The organism is Psychrobacillus sp. BM2 (genome assembly GCF_048572895.1).
Classification (GTDB): domain Bacteria; phylum Bacillota; class Bacilli; order Bacillales_A; family Planococcaceae; genus Psychrobacillus.
The window spans coordinates 2,958,532-2,978,737 of the sequence record NZ_CP183878.1; the positions used below are offsets into that span (position 1 = coordinate 2,958,532).

19 protein-coding genes are annotated in these 20,206 nt (G+C 36.0%); 9 read left to right on the top strand and 10 right to left on the bottom strand.

Annotation, left to right across the window (positions count from 1 at the left end; translation table 11 throughout):
• Window positions 1-30 precede the first annotated feature (30 nt).
• Window positions 31-1,083, bottom strand: a complete 1,053-nt coding sequence (gene hemE / locus ACN6MX_RS14510) for a uroporphyrinogen decarboxylase (protein ID WP_419959572.1) — start codon at window positions 1,081-1,083, stop codon at window positions 31-33.
• A 201-nt stretch (window positions 1,084-1,284) separates the two neighbouring features.
• Here hemE and ACN6MX_RS14515 point away from each other — a divergent pair, with 201 nt between their 5' ends.
• Window positions 1,285-1,779 (top strand): antibiotic biosynthesis monooxygenase family protein, encoded by a 495-nt coding sequence (locus tag ACN6MX_RS14515; protein ID WP_419959573.1) that lies wholly within the window; start codon window positions 1,285-1,287, stop codon window positions 1,777-1,779.
• Window positions 1,780-1,797: 18 nt separating this feature from the next.
• On the opposite strand, the gene ACN6MX_RS14520 is transcribed toward ACN6MX_RS14515, so the two are convergent.
• Window positions 1,798-2,994, bottom strand: coding sequence for an ABC transporter permease (locus tag ACN6MX_RS14520; protein WP_419959574.1), 1,197 nt, complete (start codon window positions 2,992-2,994; stop codon window positions 1,798-1,800).
• Window positions 2,978-3,727 carry an ABC transporter ATP-binding protein gene (locus ACN6MX_RS14525; protein ID WP_419959575.1) on the bottom strand — a complete coding sequence of 250 codons (750 nt, stop codon included), beginning with the start codon at window positions 3,725-3,727 and terminating at the stop codon, window positions 2,978-2,980. The genes ACN6MX_RS14520 and ACN6MX_RS14525 overlap by 17 nt, the downstream gene beginning before the upstream one ends.
• 123 nt (window positions 3,728-3,850) lie before the next feature.
• Here ACN6MX_RS14525 and ACN6MX_RS14530 point away from each other — a divergent pair, with 123 nt between their 5' ends.
• From ACN6MX_RS14530 to ACN6MX_RS14555, 6 genes are all read left to right on the top strand, one after another.
• Entirely contained in the window at window positions 3,851-4,276 is a 426-nt protein-coding gene (locus tag ACN6MX_RS14530; protein ID WP_419959576.1) for an HIT family protein, read from the top strand.
• A 120-nt stretch (window positions 4,277-4,396) separates the two neighbouring features.
• Window positions 4,397-4,921: a tryptophan transporter gene (locus ACN6MX_RS14535; protein ID WP_419959577.1), complete on the top strand. Its 525-nt coding sequence runs from the start codon at window positions 4,397-4,399 to the stop codon at window positions 4,919-4,921.
• Window positions 4,922-5,275: 354 nt separating this feature from the next.
• Entirely contained in the window at window positions 5,276-5,647 is a 372-nt protein-coding gene (locus tag ACN6MX_RS14540; RefSeq protein ID WP_419959578.1) for a YtxH domain-containing protein, read from the top strand.
• A 963-nt stretch (window positions 5,648-6,610) separates the two neighbouring features.
• The gene (locus ACN6MX_RS14545) at window positions 6,611-7,147 is read left to right on the top strand and encodes an HTH-type transcriptional regulator Hpr (protein WP_419959579.1); all 537 of its coding nucleotides are present in this window, start codon (window positions 6,611-6,613) and stop codon (window positions 7,145-7,147) included.
• Window positions 7,148-7,261: 114 nt separating this feature from the next.
• Window positions 7,262-7,807 carry a DUF3267 domain-containing protein gene (locus ACN6MX_RS14550; RefSeq protein ID WP_419959580.1) on the top strand — a complete coding sequence of 182 codons (546 nt, stop codon included), beginning with the start codon at window positions 7,262-7,264 and terminating at the stop codon, window positions 7,805-7,807.
• Window positions 7,808-7,877: 70 nt separating this feature from the next.
• A complete protein-coding gene (locus tag ACN6MX_RS14555; protein WP_093496579.1) occupies window positions 7,878-8,063 on the top strand; it encodes a hypothetical protein in 186 nt (61 codons plus the stop codon).
• A 116-nt stretch (window positions 8,064-8,179) separates the two neighbouring features.
• On the opposite strand, the gene ACN6MX_RS14560 is transcribed toward ACN6MX_RS14555, so the two are convergent.
• The gene (locus ACN6MX_RS14560; protein WP_419959581.1) at window positions 8,180-8,290 is read right to left on the bottom strand and encodes a YjcZ family sporulation protein; all 111 of its coding nucleotides are present in this window, start codon (window positions 8,288-8,290) and stop codon (window positions 8,180-8,182) included.
• 140 nt (window positions 8,291-8,430) lie between these two features.
• On the opposite strand from ACN6MX_RS14560, the gene ACN6MX_RS14565 reads away from it, so the two are divergent.
• Window positions 8,431-9,369 (top strand): peptidylprolyl isomerase, encoded by a 939-nt coding sequence (locus ACN6MX_RS14565; RefSeq protein WP_419959582.1) that lies wholly within the window; start codon window positions 8,431-8,433, stop codon window positions 9,367-9,369.
• A 967-nt stretch (window positions 9,370-10,336) separates the two neighbouring features.
• Here the strand turns inward: ACN6MX_RS14565 and yhaM are convergent.
• From yhaM to ACN6MX_RS14580, 3 genes are read right to left on the bottom strand one after another with little or no spacing between them, the layout of a single operon-like run.
• Window positions 10,337-11,275, bottom strand: a complete 939-nt coding sequence (yhaM, locus tag ACN6MX_RS14570; protein WP_419959583.1) for a 3'-5' exoribonuclease YhaM — start codon at window positions 11,273-11,275, stop codon at window positions 10,337-10,339.
• Window positions 11,272-13,989, bottom strand: a complete 2,718-nt coding sequence (locus ACN6MX_RS14575) for an AAA family ATPase (RefSeq protein WP_419959584.1) — start codon at window positions 13,987-13,989, stop codon at window positions 11,272-11,274. The genes yhaM and ACN6MX_RS14575 overlap by 4 nt, the downstream gene beginning before the upstream one ends.
• Entirely contained in the window at window positions 13,986-15,197 is a 1,212-nt protein-coding gene (locus tag ACN6MX_RS14580; RefSeq protein WP_419959585.1) for a metallophosphoesterase family protein, read from the bottom strand. The genes ACN6MX_RS14575 and ACN6MX_RS14580 overlap by 4 nt, the downstream gene beginning before the upstream one ends.
• Window positions 15,198-15,390: 193 nt before the next feature.
• On the opposite strand from ACN6MX_RS14580, the gene ACN6MX_RS14585 reads away from it, so the two are divergent.
• Complete coding sequence (locus ACN6MX_RS14585; RefSeq protein WP_419959586.1) at window positions 15,391-15,576, top strand: YhzD family protein; 186 nt, start codon at window positions 15,391-15,393, stop codon at window positions 15,574-15,576.
• Window positions 15,577-15,660: 84 nt separating this feature from the next.
• Here the strand turns inward: ACN6MX_RS14585 and ACN6MX_RS14590 are convergent, their stop codons facing one another.
• The 3 genes from ACN6MX_RS14590 to ACN6MX_RS14600 all read right to left on the bottom strand — a co-directional run bounded on the left by ACN6MX_RS14590 (window position 15,661) and on the right by ACN6MX_RS14600 (window position 19,735).
• Window positions 15,661-16,548, bottom strand: coding sequence for a foldase protein PrsA (locus ACN6MX_RS14590; RefSeq protein ID WP_419959587.1), 888 nt, complete (start codon window positions 16,546-16,548; stop codon window positions 15,661-15,663).
• A gap of 1,110 nt (window positions 16,549-17,658) precedes the next feature.
• A complete protein-coding gene (locus ACN6MX_RS14595) occupies window positions 17,659-19,071 on the bottom strand; it encodes a HAMP domain-containing sensor histidine kinase (protein ID WP_419959588.1) in 1,413 nt (470 codons plus the stop codon).
• Complete coding sequence (locus ACN6MX_RS14600) at window positions 19,055-19,735, bottom strand: response regulator transcription factor (RefSeq protein WP_419962637.1); 681 nt, start codon at window positions 19,733-19,735, stop codon at window positions 19,055-19,057. The genes ACN6MX_RS14595 and ACN6MX_RS14600 overlap by 17 nt, the downstream gene beginning before the upstream one ends.
• Between the last annotated feature and the right edge of the window lie 471 nt (window positions 19,736-20,206).

A 20,206-nucleotide genomic window follows, 5' to 3' on the forward strand; every position in this document is an offset into this window, starting at 1 on the left:
TTATTCACCTCATAAAGATTTAGTCAAGATTTAGTTTGATTTTGCAGCGATTAGTTCTTTACTATAATCATGTACAAAGGAAGTTAACCGTTTTAGTGTATCTGGATCTACCTCTGGGAACACACCATGTCCAAGATTGAAGATATGTCCTGGTTGCGCCACACCTTGTTCTACAATAATTTTTGCACGTTTTTCAATCTCTTCCCAGCTACCAATTAGATATGATGGATCTAAATTCCCCATCAACGGTTTCGTAAGTCCTTTTGCACGTGCTTCTTCTATAGATAAACGCCAGTCAATCCCAACAACGTCTACAGGAAGGTCATGCCATTCCATTGCTAGGTGGCTTGCGCCAACACCAAATGTAATAAGCGGAACGCCTGTTTCACGAAGTTCCGTGAAAATACGTGTCATCACTGGTTTGATAAAGATACGGTAATCCGCTACATTTAATGCTCCAACCCACGAATCAAATATTTGAATAGCCTTGGCACCGGCTTTAACCTGTGCTTTGATGTATACGATGATCATATCAGCTAGCTTGTCCATTAGTGCAAGCCAAGCTTGTGGTTCTGATACCATAAATGCTTTCGTTTTGTTGTAGCTTTTAGATGGTCCCCCCTCAATCATATAACTAGCTAGTGTAAATGGTGCCCCTGCAAATCCGATTAATGGAACATTCAGCTGCTCTGTTGTTAATAATTTTATCGTATCCAATACAAATGGCACATCGTCTTCAGGAGATAAGTCCCCTAAATTAGCTACATCTTGAACTGTACGGATTGGATTAGCAATGACTGGACCTACTCCAGATTTAATCTTTACATCTACGCCTATTCCAACAAGCGGTGTAACGATATCCTTATACAGGATCGCTGCATCAACGTTATAGTTTTCTACTGGTAAACGTGTAACGTAAGCGCATAATTCAGGTTCATGTGTAATTTGTTCTAGTGAGTATTTTTCTTTTATTTTTCTGTATTCGGGTTGTGATCTTCCAGCTTGCCTCATAAACCAAACTGGCGTGTGATCAACTTCCTCTCCACGTGCAGCGCGAAGAAGTGTATCGTTAAATTTAGTCATTAAAGGTACCTACCTCTCATTAAATAAACGTGCTGTTTTTTCTATACGTTACCACTATAGACGTTCTAATTTCTAAAGTATAGCCATATAGTGTATTTGTCATAAAATTGTCCGGATTTCTATATGATACTTGTGTATTATGTTTTTAAAAGAGTTATTATGGGAAAGATATATTAAAAGAGAAAATAGGAGGTATTTTTCATGAATCTATATATGACATCCGGAACGCCGGAATTTATGCAATCAATAAAAAAGAAATACCCAAACGAAGAACTATTCCTGTTACATGGAACTGGAAATTCAGTACTTATCCATGAGTCTTCCAACAAAACAGTTTTTCAAGTGCCACGAAAATATGAAATTCTAGAGTCGGCTGGACAGTTCTCCCATAAAGGATACTTCGTCCTACACAATATACCCCTATCAGATGAAGGAAAATCCATTTTTGAATTTAAATATACAAATTTAAGCCCAACCGTTCAAAATGAACCCGGGTTTATCGCTCTAAGAGTTCTTAAACCTATTAAATCTGATACATATATCATTTTATCGGAATGGTCTGGCCCAAGCAGCTACGAAGTATGGGCAAAATCAGTCAACCTGGATTTTAGTCTGGTCGCAGATAAACAAAATCTATTCACAAGCGCACCATACATCTCAACTTATCAATCCACACAAGAAGAGGAAGCTATTTAAGCTCCCTCTTTTTTATTGCTATATCTTACTAGTTCGTATCGTTAATTCTGATACAACTATCATCATAATCGGAATGAGTAGTAGTTCCAATGCGATCCCAGCTTGTACTACCACTACCACCAACACGAACAATGCTTGTATTAATTGGATAATTCGGATCAAGCGATTTATTGCCTTTTTTCTTGTTCCTTCATCAATAGGAAACAGCAGATCCATTCGGAACTCATATCCAGACGATAAGGACTGACGCAATTGAATTACTGTAGCAAATGAAAGTGCACTAGTAAAGATAATCGCAACAATTGGAAACGGGATGAAAATAGCTCCAACAATAGCAAGCGCTGTAAGGCGAACCCACAAATAAAAATAATCATTCGTACGGACAAACGTACGCAAAACTAAGTAGAATTGTGTGTTTTTTTGTTCATATGGTGCAAGTTTGTACAGAATATCAAGCCATTTTCTTCGCTTCGTCATACCCTGAATATGCGGAACATCCGTAAAATAATTAGCAAAACGATAAAAACGCATCATACGTGCCTGCTCCACTTCAATGAAATGATCAAAAGGAAAAGGTACTTCAGCTTTTTTCCTCTTCCAAGCTATTAAATACAGTACTTGAATAATAACGACTGCAAGTAAAAATAAATAGCTACCACTTAGTAAAAAATAGAAACCTGCAAACAATAAAATCATTCGCATGAAATAATCTACCCAAACATTTTTACCATTGGATGCCCATCTATATTGGAACTCCGTTTGTATACTCCAATACTTCCATAAAAGGATTGCACCGAGGAAAAACAAAATCTCCCCTGATGTAGAGCCAGCTATTCTAGTTAACAGTGGTATCGACACAACTAACGCTGCAAAAGGTACAATTATGGACGAAAAGAATGTCCACGTAAGAGCGAGTTTTAGATATTCACCTAGTTTTGTTTCTAATGGAAGAAAGTAAACACTATCCGCTTTTTTCATTAACGTAACAGGCGTACTTAGCGCTATAAGAATACTGACAATGAAGGATACGACTAAAAAGGCGGGAAAATCCTTTGGAGCTGTATTTAACCATTCACTATACGTATATCCAGCTGCACCTATTACGAATACAATAACAATTGCAATATGCCCGGAAATAATATACTTCAAGTATTTTTGCAATTCATTTATATAAAATACAAACCGTTTACTCCATACTTCACGCAAATTGTTCATTTTGTTGTTCCTTCGTCATTTCGATATAGAGATCATCCAGTGTAGCATCTGGCATTTGAAATGCTGCTCGCAGATCATCCATTGTTCCCTGTGCTCGAATTTTCCCATTATGCAATAGAAGGATACGATCACAGTACTTTTCTGCTGTCGTCAATATATGTGTGGACATTAGTACGGATGCACCATCTTCTTTTCTTGATTTCATCTGATCTAATAATGATTGAATACCTAAGGGATCAAGCCCTACAAACGGTTCATCGATTATGAATAATGCTGGATTCACTAGGAAAGCACACATAATCATTACCTTTTGTCTCATTCCTTTAGAGAAGTGAGCCGGAAACCAATTCAATCTTTTTTCCATACGGAACTCTTTTAAAAGAGCCTCTTTTCTCGCTTCAAAAACAGATTCATCTAAATTGTAAGCCATAGCAGTTAGCTGTAAATGTTCCTTTAAAGTTAACTCTTCATAAAGTACAGGCGTTTCAGGTATATAGGAAAAGGATGAACGATATAGTGCCGGATCCTCTTTCAATGTTTTACCATTAATTTGGATCTCGCCCTTTAATGCATTCATCGTTCCAATAATATGTTTGATGGTTGTACTTTTCCCCGCACCATTCAACCCGATTAATCCTACTAGCTCTCCCTTTTCAATCGAAAAGTTTAAATCATGTAAAACAGGCTTTCTAGTATAACCACCTGTTACGTCTTTGACTTCTAATACAGTCATCTTTCGCACCTCACTTCTTATTATAAGTTTACCAAAATATTTTCAAAAAATCCTCTATCTTCCCACAGCCTGTCCTATTATATGTTAAACTTTTCATAACGATGAATATATGGAGGGTATATTATGAGTGATTGTATTTTTTGTAAAATAATCGATGGTTCTATCCCAAGTGCGAAAATCTATGAAGACGAGCATGTTTATGCTTTTATGGATATAATGCCACTAACAAAAGGTCATACACTAATTATTCCTAAAAATCACAAAGAAAACGTTTATGACTTATCTGAAGAAGAAGCTAGTAACTTGTTTAAAGTTGTACCAAAAATCGCTAGTGTACTGAAAGAAAGCTTCGGTCCAGTAGGCATGAACCTGTTAAATAATAATGGTGCACCTGCTGGCCAAAGTGTGTTCCATTTCCATTTACACTTTATCCCACGCTACGATCAAACGGATGGCTTCCGTCCAACTTGGATTACGAAAGAGAAAACGTTTACTCCTGAGATCATACAAAACTTAGCAGGAGAGTTATATGACAAATTGAAGAAGTAATCCTTGCTTTTTTTATGCAGAGCACGTAAAATCATAGATAAGTTTCTTGCTAACGATCACGAGGATACGTTAGAGGAAAATAACAAACAGAGCTTAGAATAGCTGAGGAGAGATGAGCAAATGAATACGAAGAATTTAGTTTTAATGGCCCTATTAGTAGGTGTCGGAGCAGTACTTTACATTATTATCCCAGGTATTAATGGTGGGATGAAGCCAGACTTTATGCTTACGATGATGTTTATAGGAATTCTTTTATTTCCTAATGTAAAAAGTACTTTCTTGCTTGGTATTTCTACAGGAGTTATTTCTGGATTGTTTTCTACTTTTCCAGGAGGATTCGTTCCAAATATCATTGATAAGGCAGTAACAGCATTTGTTTTCTTAGGGCTTGTTTTATTATTAAACAAATTAGCCAATAAGGTAGCAGTCGGAGTAATACTTACTGGTATTGGAACACTAGTATCAGGTACAGTTTTCCTATCATCTGCAATTTTTGTATTCGGTGCAGGTGCAATTTTCCAAGAATTATTCGTGATTGTAGTACTTCCAGCCATTGCTATCAATGCAATAGCATTCTTCATCATCTATCCGATTATTGGAAAACTGATCAAACGAACTAGTTTTGACACAGCACTTACAGCATAAAATATAAACTATCTGCTTTCCTTTTCGAAGGAAAGCTTTTTTTGTTCTTTAAAAAACTATATAATTAGTGACATATGAATAACTTTCTACAAGTGGATCTTCGTCCAGACTCCAGCGCCTTGCCCCTCGGGTCAATTATGAAAAAGCTGTGGTGGCCCAGGAGCTGCCTCCTAGGCCAGCACGATGCGGGTCATGTCTGCTTTGCCACAGGATGTGGCGCACTTTGCAGACCTACCCCCTCCCCATTTGCCTGTCGGGGCAGACATAGGCGCTTGCGCTTTTGTTATATAAAATAATATGTTTTAATTATCATAAGGTAAGGAATAATACATATAAGCAAAGGAGTGAATTATTATGAAACTAGCACCATTATTTTGCGGTCTTGCAACTGGTCTACTAGTTGGAGCATCTACCGTACTTATGACCACTCCAAAATCTGGTATGGAAGTTCGATCTTCCTTAAAGTCTTCTTCCAATGATTTTAGAGACAAGCTTTCGGACATAAAGCTTCAACTAGCGGATGTGAAAAATTCAATAAACAACTTAACAAATTCTTCAAAAGAAGTAGTTCCAAGTACAATTGAAGACCTTAAATCAAGTATTGCACAATGGAAAAATGAAACTGCCCCTTTACAAGCCCAGCTTCAGGCAGAAATTTCATCTATTCAAGAAGCAATGGAAGAACTAGAAAAGAAATTACCAAAAAAACAAGAAGCAAACGTTTAATAATAGAGGAGGATATATCCCAGTTAGGGGTATGTCCTCTTTTTTAAATGAAAGTTTATAAAAATGTCCCACGAACACGGGGTTCATGGAACTTTTAAAAACGAATAATACTACGATTTCCGTTTCAAGTGGACGCTTTCCGCGGGCGAGGCCGAGCCTCCTCGGACCAGTACAATGCTGGTTAGAAATTGTCGACACATGATGTGGAGTTCGTGGTCTTCGTCCCGAATGAACGCTGCTTGCGTGGTCTCGACTTTCTCGCTTATCCCGCTGGAGTCGCCACCTGTAACGAAAATCAATCAGTGTGTAGTACTCCACTAGAAGATTTGGCCAAGCATATCGCTTAGATGATAAGATTGGTCAAATTTTAGAAATGATTAAATTATTTGTAATCGTTTTTGAATTAGAAGTGCTATTATCCAATAATAGATGGAGAAAGCGGATTTTATTTTCTACTAGTGGAAATATAGAGAAATAGTAAGTGTTTACTAAATAAAAAAGCGAAATAGCGAACGAAATTGCATCTTCGAGAGCTTGCTTTATGAATAGGAAAGTAGCTTTTCTCTAGTTATCCAAAAATGCACTTACCTGTTCCTAGAAGTTGTTGAAGGGCGACTGATAGACAAATGCCATAAAATTATCGAAAAAAAGGGGTGTTGGTTGGTTGTGACGGACGTCACAACCAACCAACACCCCTTTAAAAATTCACTCGGTAATAAATATAGCAATAAGTCTGCCTAAAGCCCTTTGAAAACGATAGAAACAGGTTTTATTTTAAAGGACCGGACGTCTTTGACACGGTTTTTCTAATAGGAAAATTTTGGGCATCAAAGTTACTACTTTAAAGCTGAGACTAGTGGAACTTTTTATTATAAAAATAATAATATTTTTTAAACTTGTATTCACTTACATACTTTCTTGCTATAATGTTTGAAAGAAAAAAATATAGAAAGCAGGGTTTACATGGCAGATCAATTTTATACGATGAAAGAAGCAATGCTTTACAGTCAGCGGATAGCGCAACTATCTAAAGCACTTTGGAAAGCAGTAGAAAAAGATTGGCAAGCATGGATAAAACCTTATGACTTAAATATTAATGAGCATCATATTTTATGGATATCATATCATCTAGAGGGTGCAACTATTTCTGATATAGCAAAGTTTGGAGTAATGCATGTCTCGACAGCATTCAATTTTTCTAAAAAACTGGAAGAACGTGGTCTACTTTCTTTTTCTAAAAGGGATACAGATAAGCGCAATACGTATGTAGATGTTACCCAACAAGGGAAAGTACTTTTGGAAGAGATGTATGAAAATTACCATGCTACTTCACATGCTGTGCTGGAGGGGTCTCTTCCTATTAAGGAGTTATACGGGAAATTTCCAGATTTCATGGATGTAACAGCAGTTATCCGCAATGTCTATGGAGATGATTTCATGGATATCTTCGAAAGATCTTTAAAAAATATCGAGGATACATTCAGTTCCAAAGGCGAATAATATGCAGTTTGAAAGCGGTTAATATTTTTTAACAAATAAAGAGGTTGCTTTTTATTATAAAAAGGATTATCTTATGTATCTAAATCAAATTTATATATATAGGAGTTGCATACCTTGCACTGCTGGAAAACTATCAATGTGAGAAAACAATATGGTTTAGAGAGATTGTTTATACTATCCTCTTTAGTAGTTATAATGGTTTTTTCATTTGCATATGCCTTATTAGGAATTATTAATAACTCTCATAAATCGGACGATTACTTTTGGATATTCATGATAGCATTTTTTGGTATTTATCCACTTCATAAATTTTTTCACTTTATCCCGATGTTTGGTCATAGAGATAAAATAAAATTCATCGTCATTAATCAATTTAAATGTGTCCCTACCTTACATTTGCGTATAGTAGAACCAGTGCATAAGAGTAGATTTCTTTTTATTTTATTAGCACCTTTTATTTTCGTTAATATATTACTTATTATCGGAGCTGTAGCAATTCCTATTTTTGCTCACTATTTCACTATTTTATTTGCTTATCATTGTGGTATTTGCTTAATTGATTTAATTTATGCGAAAAATTTAAGTAAATCACCAAAGAGCGCCTTAATTGAAGAAACAGATGCAGGATACGAAATTTTAATAGCAGAACCAAACTATTAACAATATGTAACACTTGTATAACCCCCTCTTTGTTTGTTATGCTTAATCAGGATATGAAGGGAGTCTAGACATGATTATATTCACGTTAGTTCTATTCTCAGCATTTTATTTGCTACAAATCAACCGAATGACATATGCTTTAGTAATGTCAAAAGAAATTCCGGAAGAGAAACATCCTAAGATTTTTCGCACGATCAATATTTTGATCACGATTCTTCTTGTTTCCTTTTATGTTGAGCTAGTTTATACAGTTTAAGAGAAAAAAAGTGGACCCAAATCATCTATATGATTTAGGGTCATTTCTTTTTTTCACACTACCAATTGAGGGAAACCAAGATCGTTTTTTAAGCGATCTTAGTTTCTCTTATAAAATTAGTAGATAAACGCTGCGCCTACAATGATCAATAGAATAAATAAAACTACGATCAATGCAAAACCAGAACCACCAGCATATCCGCCGCCGCCGCCATATTGTCCGCTCATTTAAAACACCTCCTTTTCAATGTATCCTATGCGCTATTTAAAATATTTGGTAGGCAAATGAACGGGAACTATTTTTGTTTTTATTTCGTTTATGTTATAGTAACAACTGGCAACACAAAGAAGTTAGGAGAGAAAATTTCATGAAAAAAACAGTATTAACATTAACGCTTGCAGCATCAGTTCTTGCTTTAGGAGCTTGTAGCAATGATTCAGCAGACAGCAGTGAAGTAATTGCTACATCTAAAATCGGAGATATTACACAGAATGATTTGTATGAAGAGATGAAATCATCTATTGGCGATCAAGCATTCCAATTGCTAGCGATTGAAAAAGTACTTTCCAATAAATACGAAGTGACAAAAGAGGAAGTAAACACTCAATTAAAAGCTGATAAAGAGCAATTTGGTGAGAGCTTTGAAGCGATAATCGCTCAAAAGGGTTATACTGAAGAGTCATACAAAAAATTCTTAGAACTAAACCTATTGCAAGAAAAAGCTTTAATCGAAGACGTTAAAGTATCAGAAGACGAAATCAAAGCTCAATATGAAGATATCAAAGATGAAATTAATGTTCGTCACGTTGTAGTTGAAGATGAAGAAACAGCTAAAAAAGTTAAAGCTGAGTTAGACTCTGGTAAAGATTTTGCAGAAGTTGCAAAAGAATACTCAATTGAAGAGCCTGCTCAAACAACTGGTGGAGATCTTGGCTGGATTTCAAAAGCATCTCCAATGGATGAGGATTTCCTAAATGGAGCATTTGCTTTAGAAAAAAATGTGATCAGTAATCCTATTAAATCGAGCTTTGGTTACCACATTATTGAAGTAACGGATAAACGTACAATTGAAGAATCATATGAAGATAAAAAAGCAGAGATTGAAAGACAATTGAAGCTAGAAAAAGCAGACCAATCTACATTGTTACCAAAAGTAGCGAAAATGATGAAGGATGCTGATATCAAAATCAAGGATGAAGATCTAAAAACATCGTTAGACCAATTTTTAGCTGCCGCAGAAGCACCTGCTGAAGATGCTGAGGCAACTACTGAAAAAGATGCGGAAGCAACTGAAAGCACAAAATAAGCAGGACAAGTATAAAAGAGAGTTGGTCGTGACTTCGGTCATGATCAACTCTCTTTGTTAGCTAAGGTGCTTGTAAAAAAACAGGCAATATGCAAAGTCCTTTTGATGCAAAAAACACCCGGTCCTTATAGTTCAAAACCAGTTTCTATAGTTTTTGAAGTGCTCTGGACAGGCTTATTGCTTTAGTATTACCGAATGTTTTTTTAGAAAAGCTGGTCGTCACTAACGTCACGACCAGCATCTCTTTTCTCGGTAATCTTATGGCGATTGCCTGTCCGTCACCCTTCTACAACTATTAGAAACAGGTTAGTGCGTTTTTGGATAACTAGAGAAAAGCTACTAACTATTCCTAGAGTAAGCTCTCGAGGATGCAATTTCGTTCGCTATTCACTTCTTTATAGTGCAAACACTTACTATTTCTCTTTATTTCCATTTGCAAAAAAATTGTCTGCCACCATCTATCGTTAAATAACCGTATTTCTACTTTATCAGCGATTACCAATCATTTTATCCCTACATTAACTGGAGCTAGTCTTATTATATGAGCGATATGCTTTGCCAGTTCTTCTAATGTAGTACTACGCACTAATTGATTGTAGTGGAAGGTGGCGACTCCGGCAGGATCAGTGAGACAGATGAACCATCACATAGACGCGCAAGCGACGGAGATGGTTCATCGCTCAACCTGTGGAGGCCAACAGGACGTTGGTCACGAACGAGCCTGGATCCACAGGTTGTGGGTTATGCAATCGTTGCCGCAGGACGCGGCGAACTTAGATTGCCTTCCCTTTGAGAGGTGGCGTTCTTAGCCATCGTTTCTTTTTCTCCACCTATAATGGAAATTACAGTATTATTCATTCACTTAAGTACCATGAACTCAGCGCTCAGTGTTCACCGGACATTTTTATATACTTTTTCTGTTAAAAATAAAAAAGCATAAAGGCTTCATACCTTTACGCTTTTTCTTTTATTCAAATGTAGGTTTATAAAATGACCGGTTTTCTAGTGGGAATAATCGCTCGGAGAATTCACCTGGATTTGTTTTATCTAATGCTCGATTTAGCATATTCATTTTTGCGTCAATATTATCGATATAATGCAGCATTTCAGCTTCGCGGAGTGCAGGACGTTTTGGACTACCCCACTCTTCTTTACCATGGTGTGATAGCACCATATGCTGAAGAAGCATTACTTCTTCACCTTCGATTTCTAACTCTTCTGCCGTTTTAGAAATTTCATTTACCATTATGGTAATATGTCCAAGTAGGTTTCCTTCAATAGTGTATGTCGTTGCTACAGGTCCTGAAAGCTCCACTACCTTTCCTATATCATGTAAAATAATTCCTGCATATAAGAGGTCTTTGTTTAGCGTTGGATAAAGGTCACACAAAGCTTTTCCTAGCTTTAACATAGACACAACATGGTCTATTAGACCAGATGCATAATCATGATGGTTTTTAGTAGCTGCAGGGAACGTCATAAAGGATGTCTCATGTTTTTTCATTAAATGTCTAGTAATGCGTTGAATTAATGGATTTTTCATTTCAAAGAAATATTCTAAAAGCTCTTCCATTAATTCTTCTTTCGGTTTTGCTGAAGATGGAACTAAATCATTTATCGAGATGGGCTCTTCTGATTTTACCGGTCGAATACTTTTTACACGTAATTGGAACTTACCACGGTAATCTTGTATTTCCCCTCCTACTCGAACAATTTGACTAGCAGCATAAAGTCTCTCATGCTCCTCATTTGTATCCCAAAGTTTTGCTTCAATATCTCCGCTCTTATCTTGTAATATTAGTGACATAAATGGTTTTCCAACGGTTGTTACACCCTTTGTTGACTGTTTTATAAGTAAGTAATGGTCAACTGGCTCTCCTACTCGCAATTGTGTAATGCCTTTCATCTCACAATCCCCGCCTCTCTGGATAATAATGTAGCTACTTGTACTATGGATGCATCTTCCCATACATATCGCATATTTTCATGACATGTAAAATACAAAAGCTGGTGTTTTTTTTGTAACTCTGCCATTAATTGTACCACTTGTTGGAGTCTGACACGATCGAAATGTACAAATGGATCATCCATGATGATTGGAAAAGATGCTTTGCTTTGTAATGAAACTGCTAGTGCAATACGCAAGGAAATATACGCTTGCTCTTTTGTCGCTTGGCTTAGCTCGGCTATTTTAAAGCGTTGTCCAGATGATTTAACTACTTCAAAGTTTCCTTCCGGTGATAGGATCAATTGTTCATATGATTTATTTGTAAGCAATTGAAAATAATACTGTGCATTTGTTAATACTTCCGGAAGTCGCTCCTCTTTTAACTGCCTCATCATCTGTTTAATCGATTCAACGACTACTTTTTGAGCAGCCCATTTTTTCACAAGTTCATGCAGTTCTGATTTTTTCTGTTCAAGTAATTGCAATTGTTCACTTTGCTCTTCATCTTCCATTAATTTCTTGGTCTGATAGGATAAAGTTGCTTTTTCATCACTGTATACATGCCTTTGTTGCTGTAGATGAAGTAACTTTTCTTTACACTCGTCCTCAAATACATCATCAAAATCGTTCAGATTTAATTGTTTTCCAGCTAACTGCATATGAATATGGTGTAATTCCTTTTCAAACTCTGACTTTCGTTCATAGATAGCATAAGCCGTGTAATAATCGCTTTCCGTATCTACATTTGCTTCACGATACAAAGTATGGATTTGTTCGGTATAGGATTGCTGAAGTAATGTTAGTTCCTGAAGTCTCTTCTGAAGTTCAGAAACCCTTATCTCTTTATACTGCTGTTCTTCTGACTTTTTCTTTTCTTCTAGATAGAGCTCTCTTAATTGGTGAAACAGCATATCCTCCAGCAGATTTATATGAACTGCTTTCCCCTGAGCTTGTTTTTGCAGCGCCTGTATTTGCAAACGTACTTCATAGAGCTTTGTTTCCATTTGATCTAACTGTATTTGCTGTTCCTGAATCAGGCGTAGATGCTTAAATAATTCAGGTAATAGACTTGGTGATAATTGTTCGTTAATATGATAGCGATTTAAAAACTCGTTTACTTGTTGTGATATATCTTTTTTCTGGTCTTCTAATATACTAATCTCTTGCTTCAACATGGAAATATCTTGTTGTAATGTCTCATGTTCCTTTTCCAATAAATCGGCATATGCTTGAACATCATTTGATTGTTTCCATGTATTCATCATTATAGTAAAACCTGCATATACAACTCCACCTATGATAATTGCCGTAAGGGCAACCATCCAATTCGATTGGGTAACCCCTATTGTTACCCCTATTAGAATAGTAGCTGCAATAATCCAGAACATTATTCTATTCACATTTTTATTGGAAGAGTTTTTATTTACCCGCTTAGATTCCATCACTCTTTGCTGTTGTTGTAGAAGATCCTGTTCCTTCATTTGTAATAATCGTTTTTCCTGTTGTAGCTCAAGCTCCAAATTCTTTTCTGTTTGAAGAATCGTAACTAGTTTATCTTCTTGCTGAATTGAAACATCGGCTTGAACTATATGCGATAAGCTTTTTTCCCAATCAATTCCAACGAGAGCTAGCTGTTGCATTTGGAGTTGCAGGGTTTTACTTTGCTCTTCTTCTATTTGTATTCGCTTGGAACGAAGCTGATGCCATTCTGCTTCTCGATTTAGAAAGGACTGTAATTCTTCTAATTGCTGAGAGGTTAAGCTAGTTGCATGGATTGTTAAAGAATCCGACTCTTTTTTCAACTGCTCTATTTCTATTTGATTACGATTTAATTTATCTTTTATTAACTCAAATCTACGGATACCATCTGCGGGAAAAAGCTGATGCTTTACTATGTCTAGCTCCTGATTCAATTGATATTCTTTTTCTTTTAATGGTTTCAGTTGTTTCCATTCCAAATATCGTTGTAACTGCTTAGAAATCTCTTTCTCTTGTTGATCTAAATCCTCAACAATTGTTTCAAGCTCGTTTAGACGTTTAATAGAAGGTTCATATTTTTCTACTTCCTCTAGTTGATGTTTGTAGGAAGTTTCTAATTCACGTAGTTCTTCAATTTTTTGATTGATAAGAGGCTTTCTACCAGTTGGCTTAAATAGCTCGCCCATATCTTTTATATATTGATTTTCGACGACCGCTAATGTATCGATTCCTGTCGTTCCGGAAGATAATAACGTTCTCGTTAGCTCCTTTTCTGTCATCTTCTCGAAGCCCTGTAACTGAAGCAATGAAAAAGAGAAAATAGCTTCAAAATCTGCGCGGGAATACGAGTGCAAAATACTGGCCAACTCCCGTTCTCCTCCTCGGCTACCATCTGGATAATATACTGTAACTTCTCCACTTGCTTTTCCTTTTACTCGCTCAATTGTTAAAGGCTGTCCTTGATCATCAATAATCTGTATTTGACCACCATATGTGGAACTGCTTTTAGGTTCATATCGAAGTAACTGTGCATTCTTTTGTGGAAATCCGAATAATATATGCAGGATGAATTGTTGGATTGTAGTCTTTCCTGCTTCGTTCTCACCAAAGAACACGTTTATGCCGTTAATCATATCAATTTCTACATTCTCATGCTTTCCAAAGCCAAATATATGAAGTTTTACAAGCTTCAATCGTTACTCCCCCTCGCAATAGCCTTTGAAACTATTAAATCCGCTTCTTCTAAGACTTCAGCTATGAAGTTTTGATCAATTGGCTGTAAATATCGACTCCCTTTAGAATGCTGATAAAGATCCTTTAAAGCGAGCTTCCATTCCGAAGTCTCCCAATCACTCAAAGCAGATAGCAGCATAGCAGATTCTGCGCTCTGCTCTACTGGAAATGTTATATGCAATTCTTTTACTATTAAAAAAGTGCCTTGCAATTCTAAACTCTCTTGAATCAATGATAGCCATTCATCCTTATTAGTCGATTGTAATAATTCAATTGTTTCCTCGGTTATTCCGTTTATCGTAAGCTCAATAATCGCTTTTCCAGTTGTTTGAATATAAGTTACCAATTCATTTTCAATATATGTGATTAATTCATTGGTGTGGATCATGCCCGCACAATCTATAGAAATCTCATCATAAATAAAAGCTGATGACGGGACAAACTGAAGATCTGCTTGATCATTAAATAACGACACTTCATAAAATCCTTTTACACCTCTTTCGTTTCGATGCCGACTTTGGGTATTTCCTGAATAAACAATTGGCGGATCTGAATGGATAATTTGGCGCTTATGTATGTGTCCCAGCGCCCAATAATGATAGCCTTTCTCCAGCAAATCGTTTTTTCTAAAAGGAGCATATACATCATGCTCATTATTGCCTTCTACACTACCATGAAGCATCCCAATATGAACCTCATTGTGTTTAGCAATGGGATAGTAGTTATGCATAGGTTCCTGAATATGCCGTTCTTTATAACTAAATCCTGTAATATGAACTTTTTCTTCATGTACTGATAGTATTTTTGTCTCTACCGTTTCCCCAAAAACATGCACATTTTCGGGTAGCTGAAAACGTGCCCAGTTACCACTTAAATGATCATGATTTCCATGGCAAATAAATACTGGAATATTATTTTCATGTAGAGCTTCCATTCCTTTTTGAAATAAATACTGTGCACGTAAACTTCTATTTTCCCCATCATAAATATCCCCAACTATCAATACGAAATCCGGTTTACTTTCAATCGCGTAATTTATAACGTTTTGAAACGCTTGAAAAGTACTTTCCCGTATATCTTTCCATCTATTTTTAGGAATAGAGGAAATACCTTTAAAAGGGCTGTCCAAATGTAAATCTGCCACATGTAGAAAACGTATTCTTGCCATCAAGTACACCTCATTCTAAAATAGAATATTTGTTCTTATTTTACCATAAAGAAAAGACTGTATACAACTAAATGTAGGTAGTCAAAAATTACATTATTATTAGCTATCTCTTTGATAAGTACAGATATTAAATTCAAAATTCTTTAATTTTTATGTATAATATATATAAATATATTAAAGGGGGGTTTGTGTCGTGAAACCATACAAATTTACTGCATTTGAACCAACAGGGGAACTAATTATAGAAGAAACTTGGGAGTATGAAAATGATGATGAAGCGAAGCAAAAAGGGGAAGCAATTATTGAAGAAAAAGGCTTTTCCAATAGAACACATCGTTTAGTAAATAGCTCTGGGAAGCTAGTGCTATTCCATGTATAAAATTGTAAAAGGGACTTTAGCCATTTGATGGTTAAGTCCCTTGTTGTTATTATTCCACAAGTTAATATGCTTCACTAGCATTCATTATTCGGTTAAGCTATTATATATCTCATATTCTGCATATTTTTCAGTTAGCCAAGTAGAATATTCTTCATTAATACGAATCTCTAGTAAATTATCATATACTTCTTCTTTTATATCTTCATACACCGCTTCTTTTGCATCCTGTTTACCTGTTACTTTTATAATATGGAAACCATATTCAGATTCAACCGGTTCACTAATTTCATCTATTTCCATTTCAAAAGCTACTTCTTCAAATTCTTTTACCATTTCACCTGCTCCAAAGTAACCTAAACTCCCTCCATTAGTATTTGATGATGTATCCGTTGAATATTCACTGGCTAGCTCTGCAAAATCACTACCCTCATTTAATTTAATTATCACTTCTTTCGCAGTAGCCTCATCTGCAACTAATATATGACTTGCTTCCACTTGCTCTGTTTGTTCATAGGTTGTCTTGTTTTCTTCGAAGTAAGTGGCTAAATCTTCATCTGAAATATTTACTACTTTTTCCATTACTTTTGTTTGTAATTGATAAGTAGAAATATTTTCTAATAGAGCTTTTTCCTCTATATTATTTGCCTCAAGTACTGCCTCGTACTCCTCTTGACCACCGTATGTTTCTATTAACTCAGCAAGCTCTGCTTGAATGTCTTTCTCCTCAACCGTTAGTCCTGCACTGTCAGCTTCCATTTTGAAAATTTTATTGGTAATTAAAACATCTAAAGCCTCTACACCATATTGCTTCATCAATATTTTTGTTAAATCTTCTTTAGAAATTTCCTCCCCATTCACAGTTGCCACAGTTTCTTTATTAGTTTTGTCCTCGCCAGAACAACCAGCTAAGGCTATTGTTAAAGCAATCGGTAACGCAAATACTTTTATAGATTTATTAAAAATTGAATTCATCTGTACCTTCCTCTCAATATATGCTTTTTCCTTAGTTACACTTTAAAGGTTCAATGTGTCAGTGAGATGTCAACGTTTATTTGTTTTTTAGCATACAATTATGTTGCCATAGAGCACGGATTCATTAGAAGTGTGCGCTTAAGAAAAACGCAAGCGTCCTTTAAGGCAAAACCTGTTTTTATGGTTTTCGAAGGGCTTTGGACAGACATTTTGCTATATTATTACCGAGTGAATTTTTTAGTGATATTGGTTGTGACATCCTTCACAACCAATATCACTTTTTTTCGGTAATCTTATGGCGTTTGTCCCGCATTAACGGGCAGTAGATAACTGCCCATTAATGCCCGAATGGTTCAACTAACAATCAGTGGAAGATAAAGCCCCACTGATTGAAGTTTCACTTTTCCTGTCCGTCGCCCTCCTACAACTTTTAGAAACAGGTTAGTGCTTATTTGGATAACTAAACAAAAGATACTTTCTTATACATAGAGAAAGCTCGCGAAGATGCAATTTCGTTCGCTGCTTCGCTTCTTTATGAGTCAAACACTTACTATTTCTTTTTATTTCCACTAGTAAAATAGAAAATCTGCCTTCTTCCTCTTTCATTGAATAATAGCAGCATATCTAATTCAAAATTGATTACCAATAATTTGATCACTTTCTAAGATTTGACCACTCTTATCATCTAAGCGAAAAGCTAGGCTAAATCTCCTAGTGGGGTACTACACATTAATTGATTGTAGTGAAAGGTGGCGACTCCAGCAGGATCAGGGAGACAGATGAAACATCACATCGACGCACAAGTGGCGGTGATGGTTCATCGCTCCCCCTGTGGAACGCGTCCACCTGAAACGGAAATCAGTAGTATTATTCATTTATAAAATTGCCACATCCCCAGTGTCCACAGGATATTTTTATATACTTCCCTATCTCTTAAGAAAACCTGGAAAAGGATGTTCGGTCCCTTAAGTCCAAAACCCTTTCTATCTTTTCAAAGTGCTTTGAACAGTCATTTCACTATACTCTTACCGGTTGTTTTTTGGAAATGCTGGTAGTGATTGACGTCACGACCAGCATTTTATACATAAAAAAGAAGGCAACGAAATATCGTTAGCCTTCTTTCCGTAGTAACAATTCAAAACATGTACCTTTTTCTGTACTTTCAACTAAAGATAAATTACCTTTAATTGATTGAGCCATCATTTTACTGAGAGGTAATCCTAATCCAAGCCCTCTTATACCGTACTTTTTATTTTCTCCTCTAAAGAACCGCTCGAAGATAAAAGGTTGCTCTTCATTTGGTATTCCTGTACCTGAATCTTGAACAATTACCGATATATATTCTCCTTTTTCAGAAAGTGAGATTGTAATTTCACCTATCCCTGAAATTGCTTGTTCAGCGTTTGTTAGTAAATTAGTCATGATTTGCTGTAATCGAACTATATCAGCAGAAATCATAACTTTTTTATGAAGCAATTTTAGATTCAACACTATATCTGGTTTCTCCTGTATCACTTTCCACTGAGCAGTTAAATCCTTCATAAAGCTATCAATATCTAGCAGGGAAATATTCACTGGCACTGCATCTACCGCAAAGGAGTTGAATGCTAGTAAATCACCGACCATTGTTTTCATCTTAGTCGTTTCCACTAGTGCCATTCGGATAAACTCTTCCGCTTCTTGTCCAGTAACAACATCTTCATTTACCGCTTGCAATAATCCGCTAATCGACGTTACTGGTGTTTTCAGTTCATGAGTCACGCCTGCTAATAATTCAGTTCTTGTCTTTTCTAATTGCTCTAACCGACCTGCCATCTGTTTAAATGAAAAAACAAGCTCGTAAACCTCTTTTTCCTTAATATGATCCGATAAGTTGATTTCATAGTTACCACTTTGTACTTGCTTGGCTGCTTCTGCTACTTGTTTTATCGGATGCGCTAATCTTCTCGACAAAAAATATATTGCCCACCAACCCAATAATGCGAGTCCAACTATTAATATAGCGAGCTGTCCATATTCTTGTTTGACCATAGTTAATTTATCTTTTGACTCTACCATCAATACCCAGCCCACAGACTCATCATCTATCTCAATTTTCTTTTTTACTGCATAATATTTTCTGTTATTTTCAGATGAAGTAAATGTTTCTATTTCATCTTTTCCATCTATTAACTGACTAAATGTCTTTAACTCTCCTTGACCCGGTGGTAAATTACTTGATATTACTTCTCCGTCCATATTGATAATGTACATAGATGGATTAATATCTCGTATCCGAAAACGATCTTCAGCAAATTTTGGCACTCTTTCACCTGGAGGAATTCCTGGAATACTTACATCAGTAATCCGATTCACCATCTCTTCTGCCATAAACTCCATCATTTCTAAGCGATTTTCGAGTGTCGTATGTCTTATCCACAATGCTGAAATGAAAGAAATTATTAAAAGTCCTATTATTAATGTTAATAAATATCGGCTTGTCCAATAAGACAACAGGGTAACTCTCTTACTTTTGTTGAACATGAAATTGATACCCCAATCCTCGTAATGTCCTAATTTCACCTTCATATCTTGACCAATCAGCGAGCGCTCTTCTCAGACGCTTTATAGATAAATCAACTGCTCGATCACTTCCGTCGTAATCCCATCCCCAAATATGTTCAATTAACTGATCCCTAGTAAATGTTTGGTTAGGTTGCTTAGCCAAAAAAAGTAATACTGACAAATCTCTTGGTGTGAGAAATATTTCTTTCCCATGCAGTCTTACAGAATGACCAATAAAATCTATATGCAGCTTACCAAAGTTAATGGTTGATGGTTTTTCACTAGATACTCTTCGCAGTACTGCCTTCACTCTTGCGACAACTTCATCCGCAATAAATGGTTTTGTAATATAATCATCTGCACCTTCGCCGAAACCTTCTAGGCGATAGTTAACATCTCCCAATGCAGTTAACATGATAACTGGGCAACTACCTAACGAACGTATTTCTTTTAATATAACCCAGCCATTTTTTCCAGGTAGCATTATATCTAAAAGTACTAGATCAGGACTTTCCTTTTCAAATACCTCGATTGCTTCTCCGCCAGTGTAGCACTGTACTACTTCATAATTTTGCTTTGTTAAATACGCTTTCAGCACTTGGCTAATGGCAAACTCATCTTCGACTATTAATATTTTTTTCATCTGCCTAGCACACCCTTTAACTGACAATTTCTTAATTTGTTCCATTATACCACCTATTTATGTCAGATAAATATCGGGTGGATCTTACAAATTAATTAACTTACTTTTATTGATTTTGGCAATTTTACAGCTTTTCAATAATAAGAAAAAACGCAAGCGTCCTTTAAGCTCAACACCTGTTCCTGTCATTTTCGAAGGGCTTTGGAAAGACATGACGCTATATTATTACCTTTTAATTTTTTGAGATATGCAGGTCGTGACTGGCGTCACGACCTGCATATCTTTTCTCGGTAATTTTATGGCGTTTGCCTGTCCGTCGCCCTCCTACAACTCTTAGTAACAGGTAAGTGCGTTTTTGGATAACTAGAGAAAAGATACTATCCTATTCAATGAGTAAGCTCTCGAAGATGCAATTTCGTTCGCTATTTCGCTTCTTTATGAGTCAAACACTTAATATTTCTCTTTATTTTC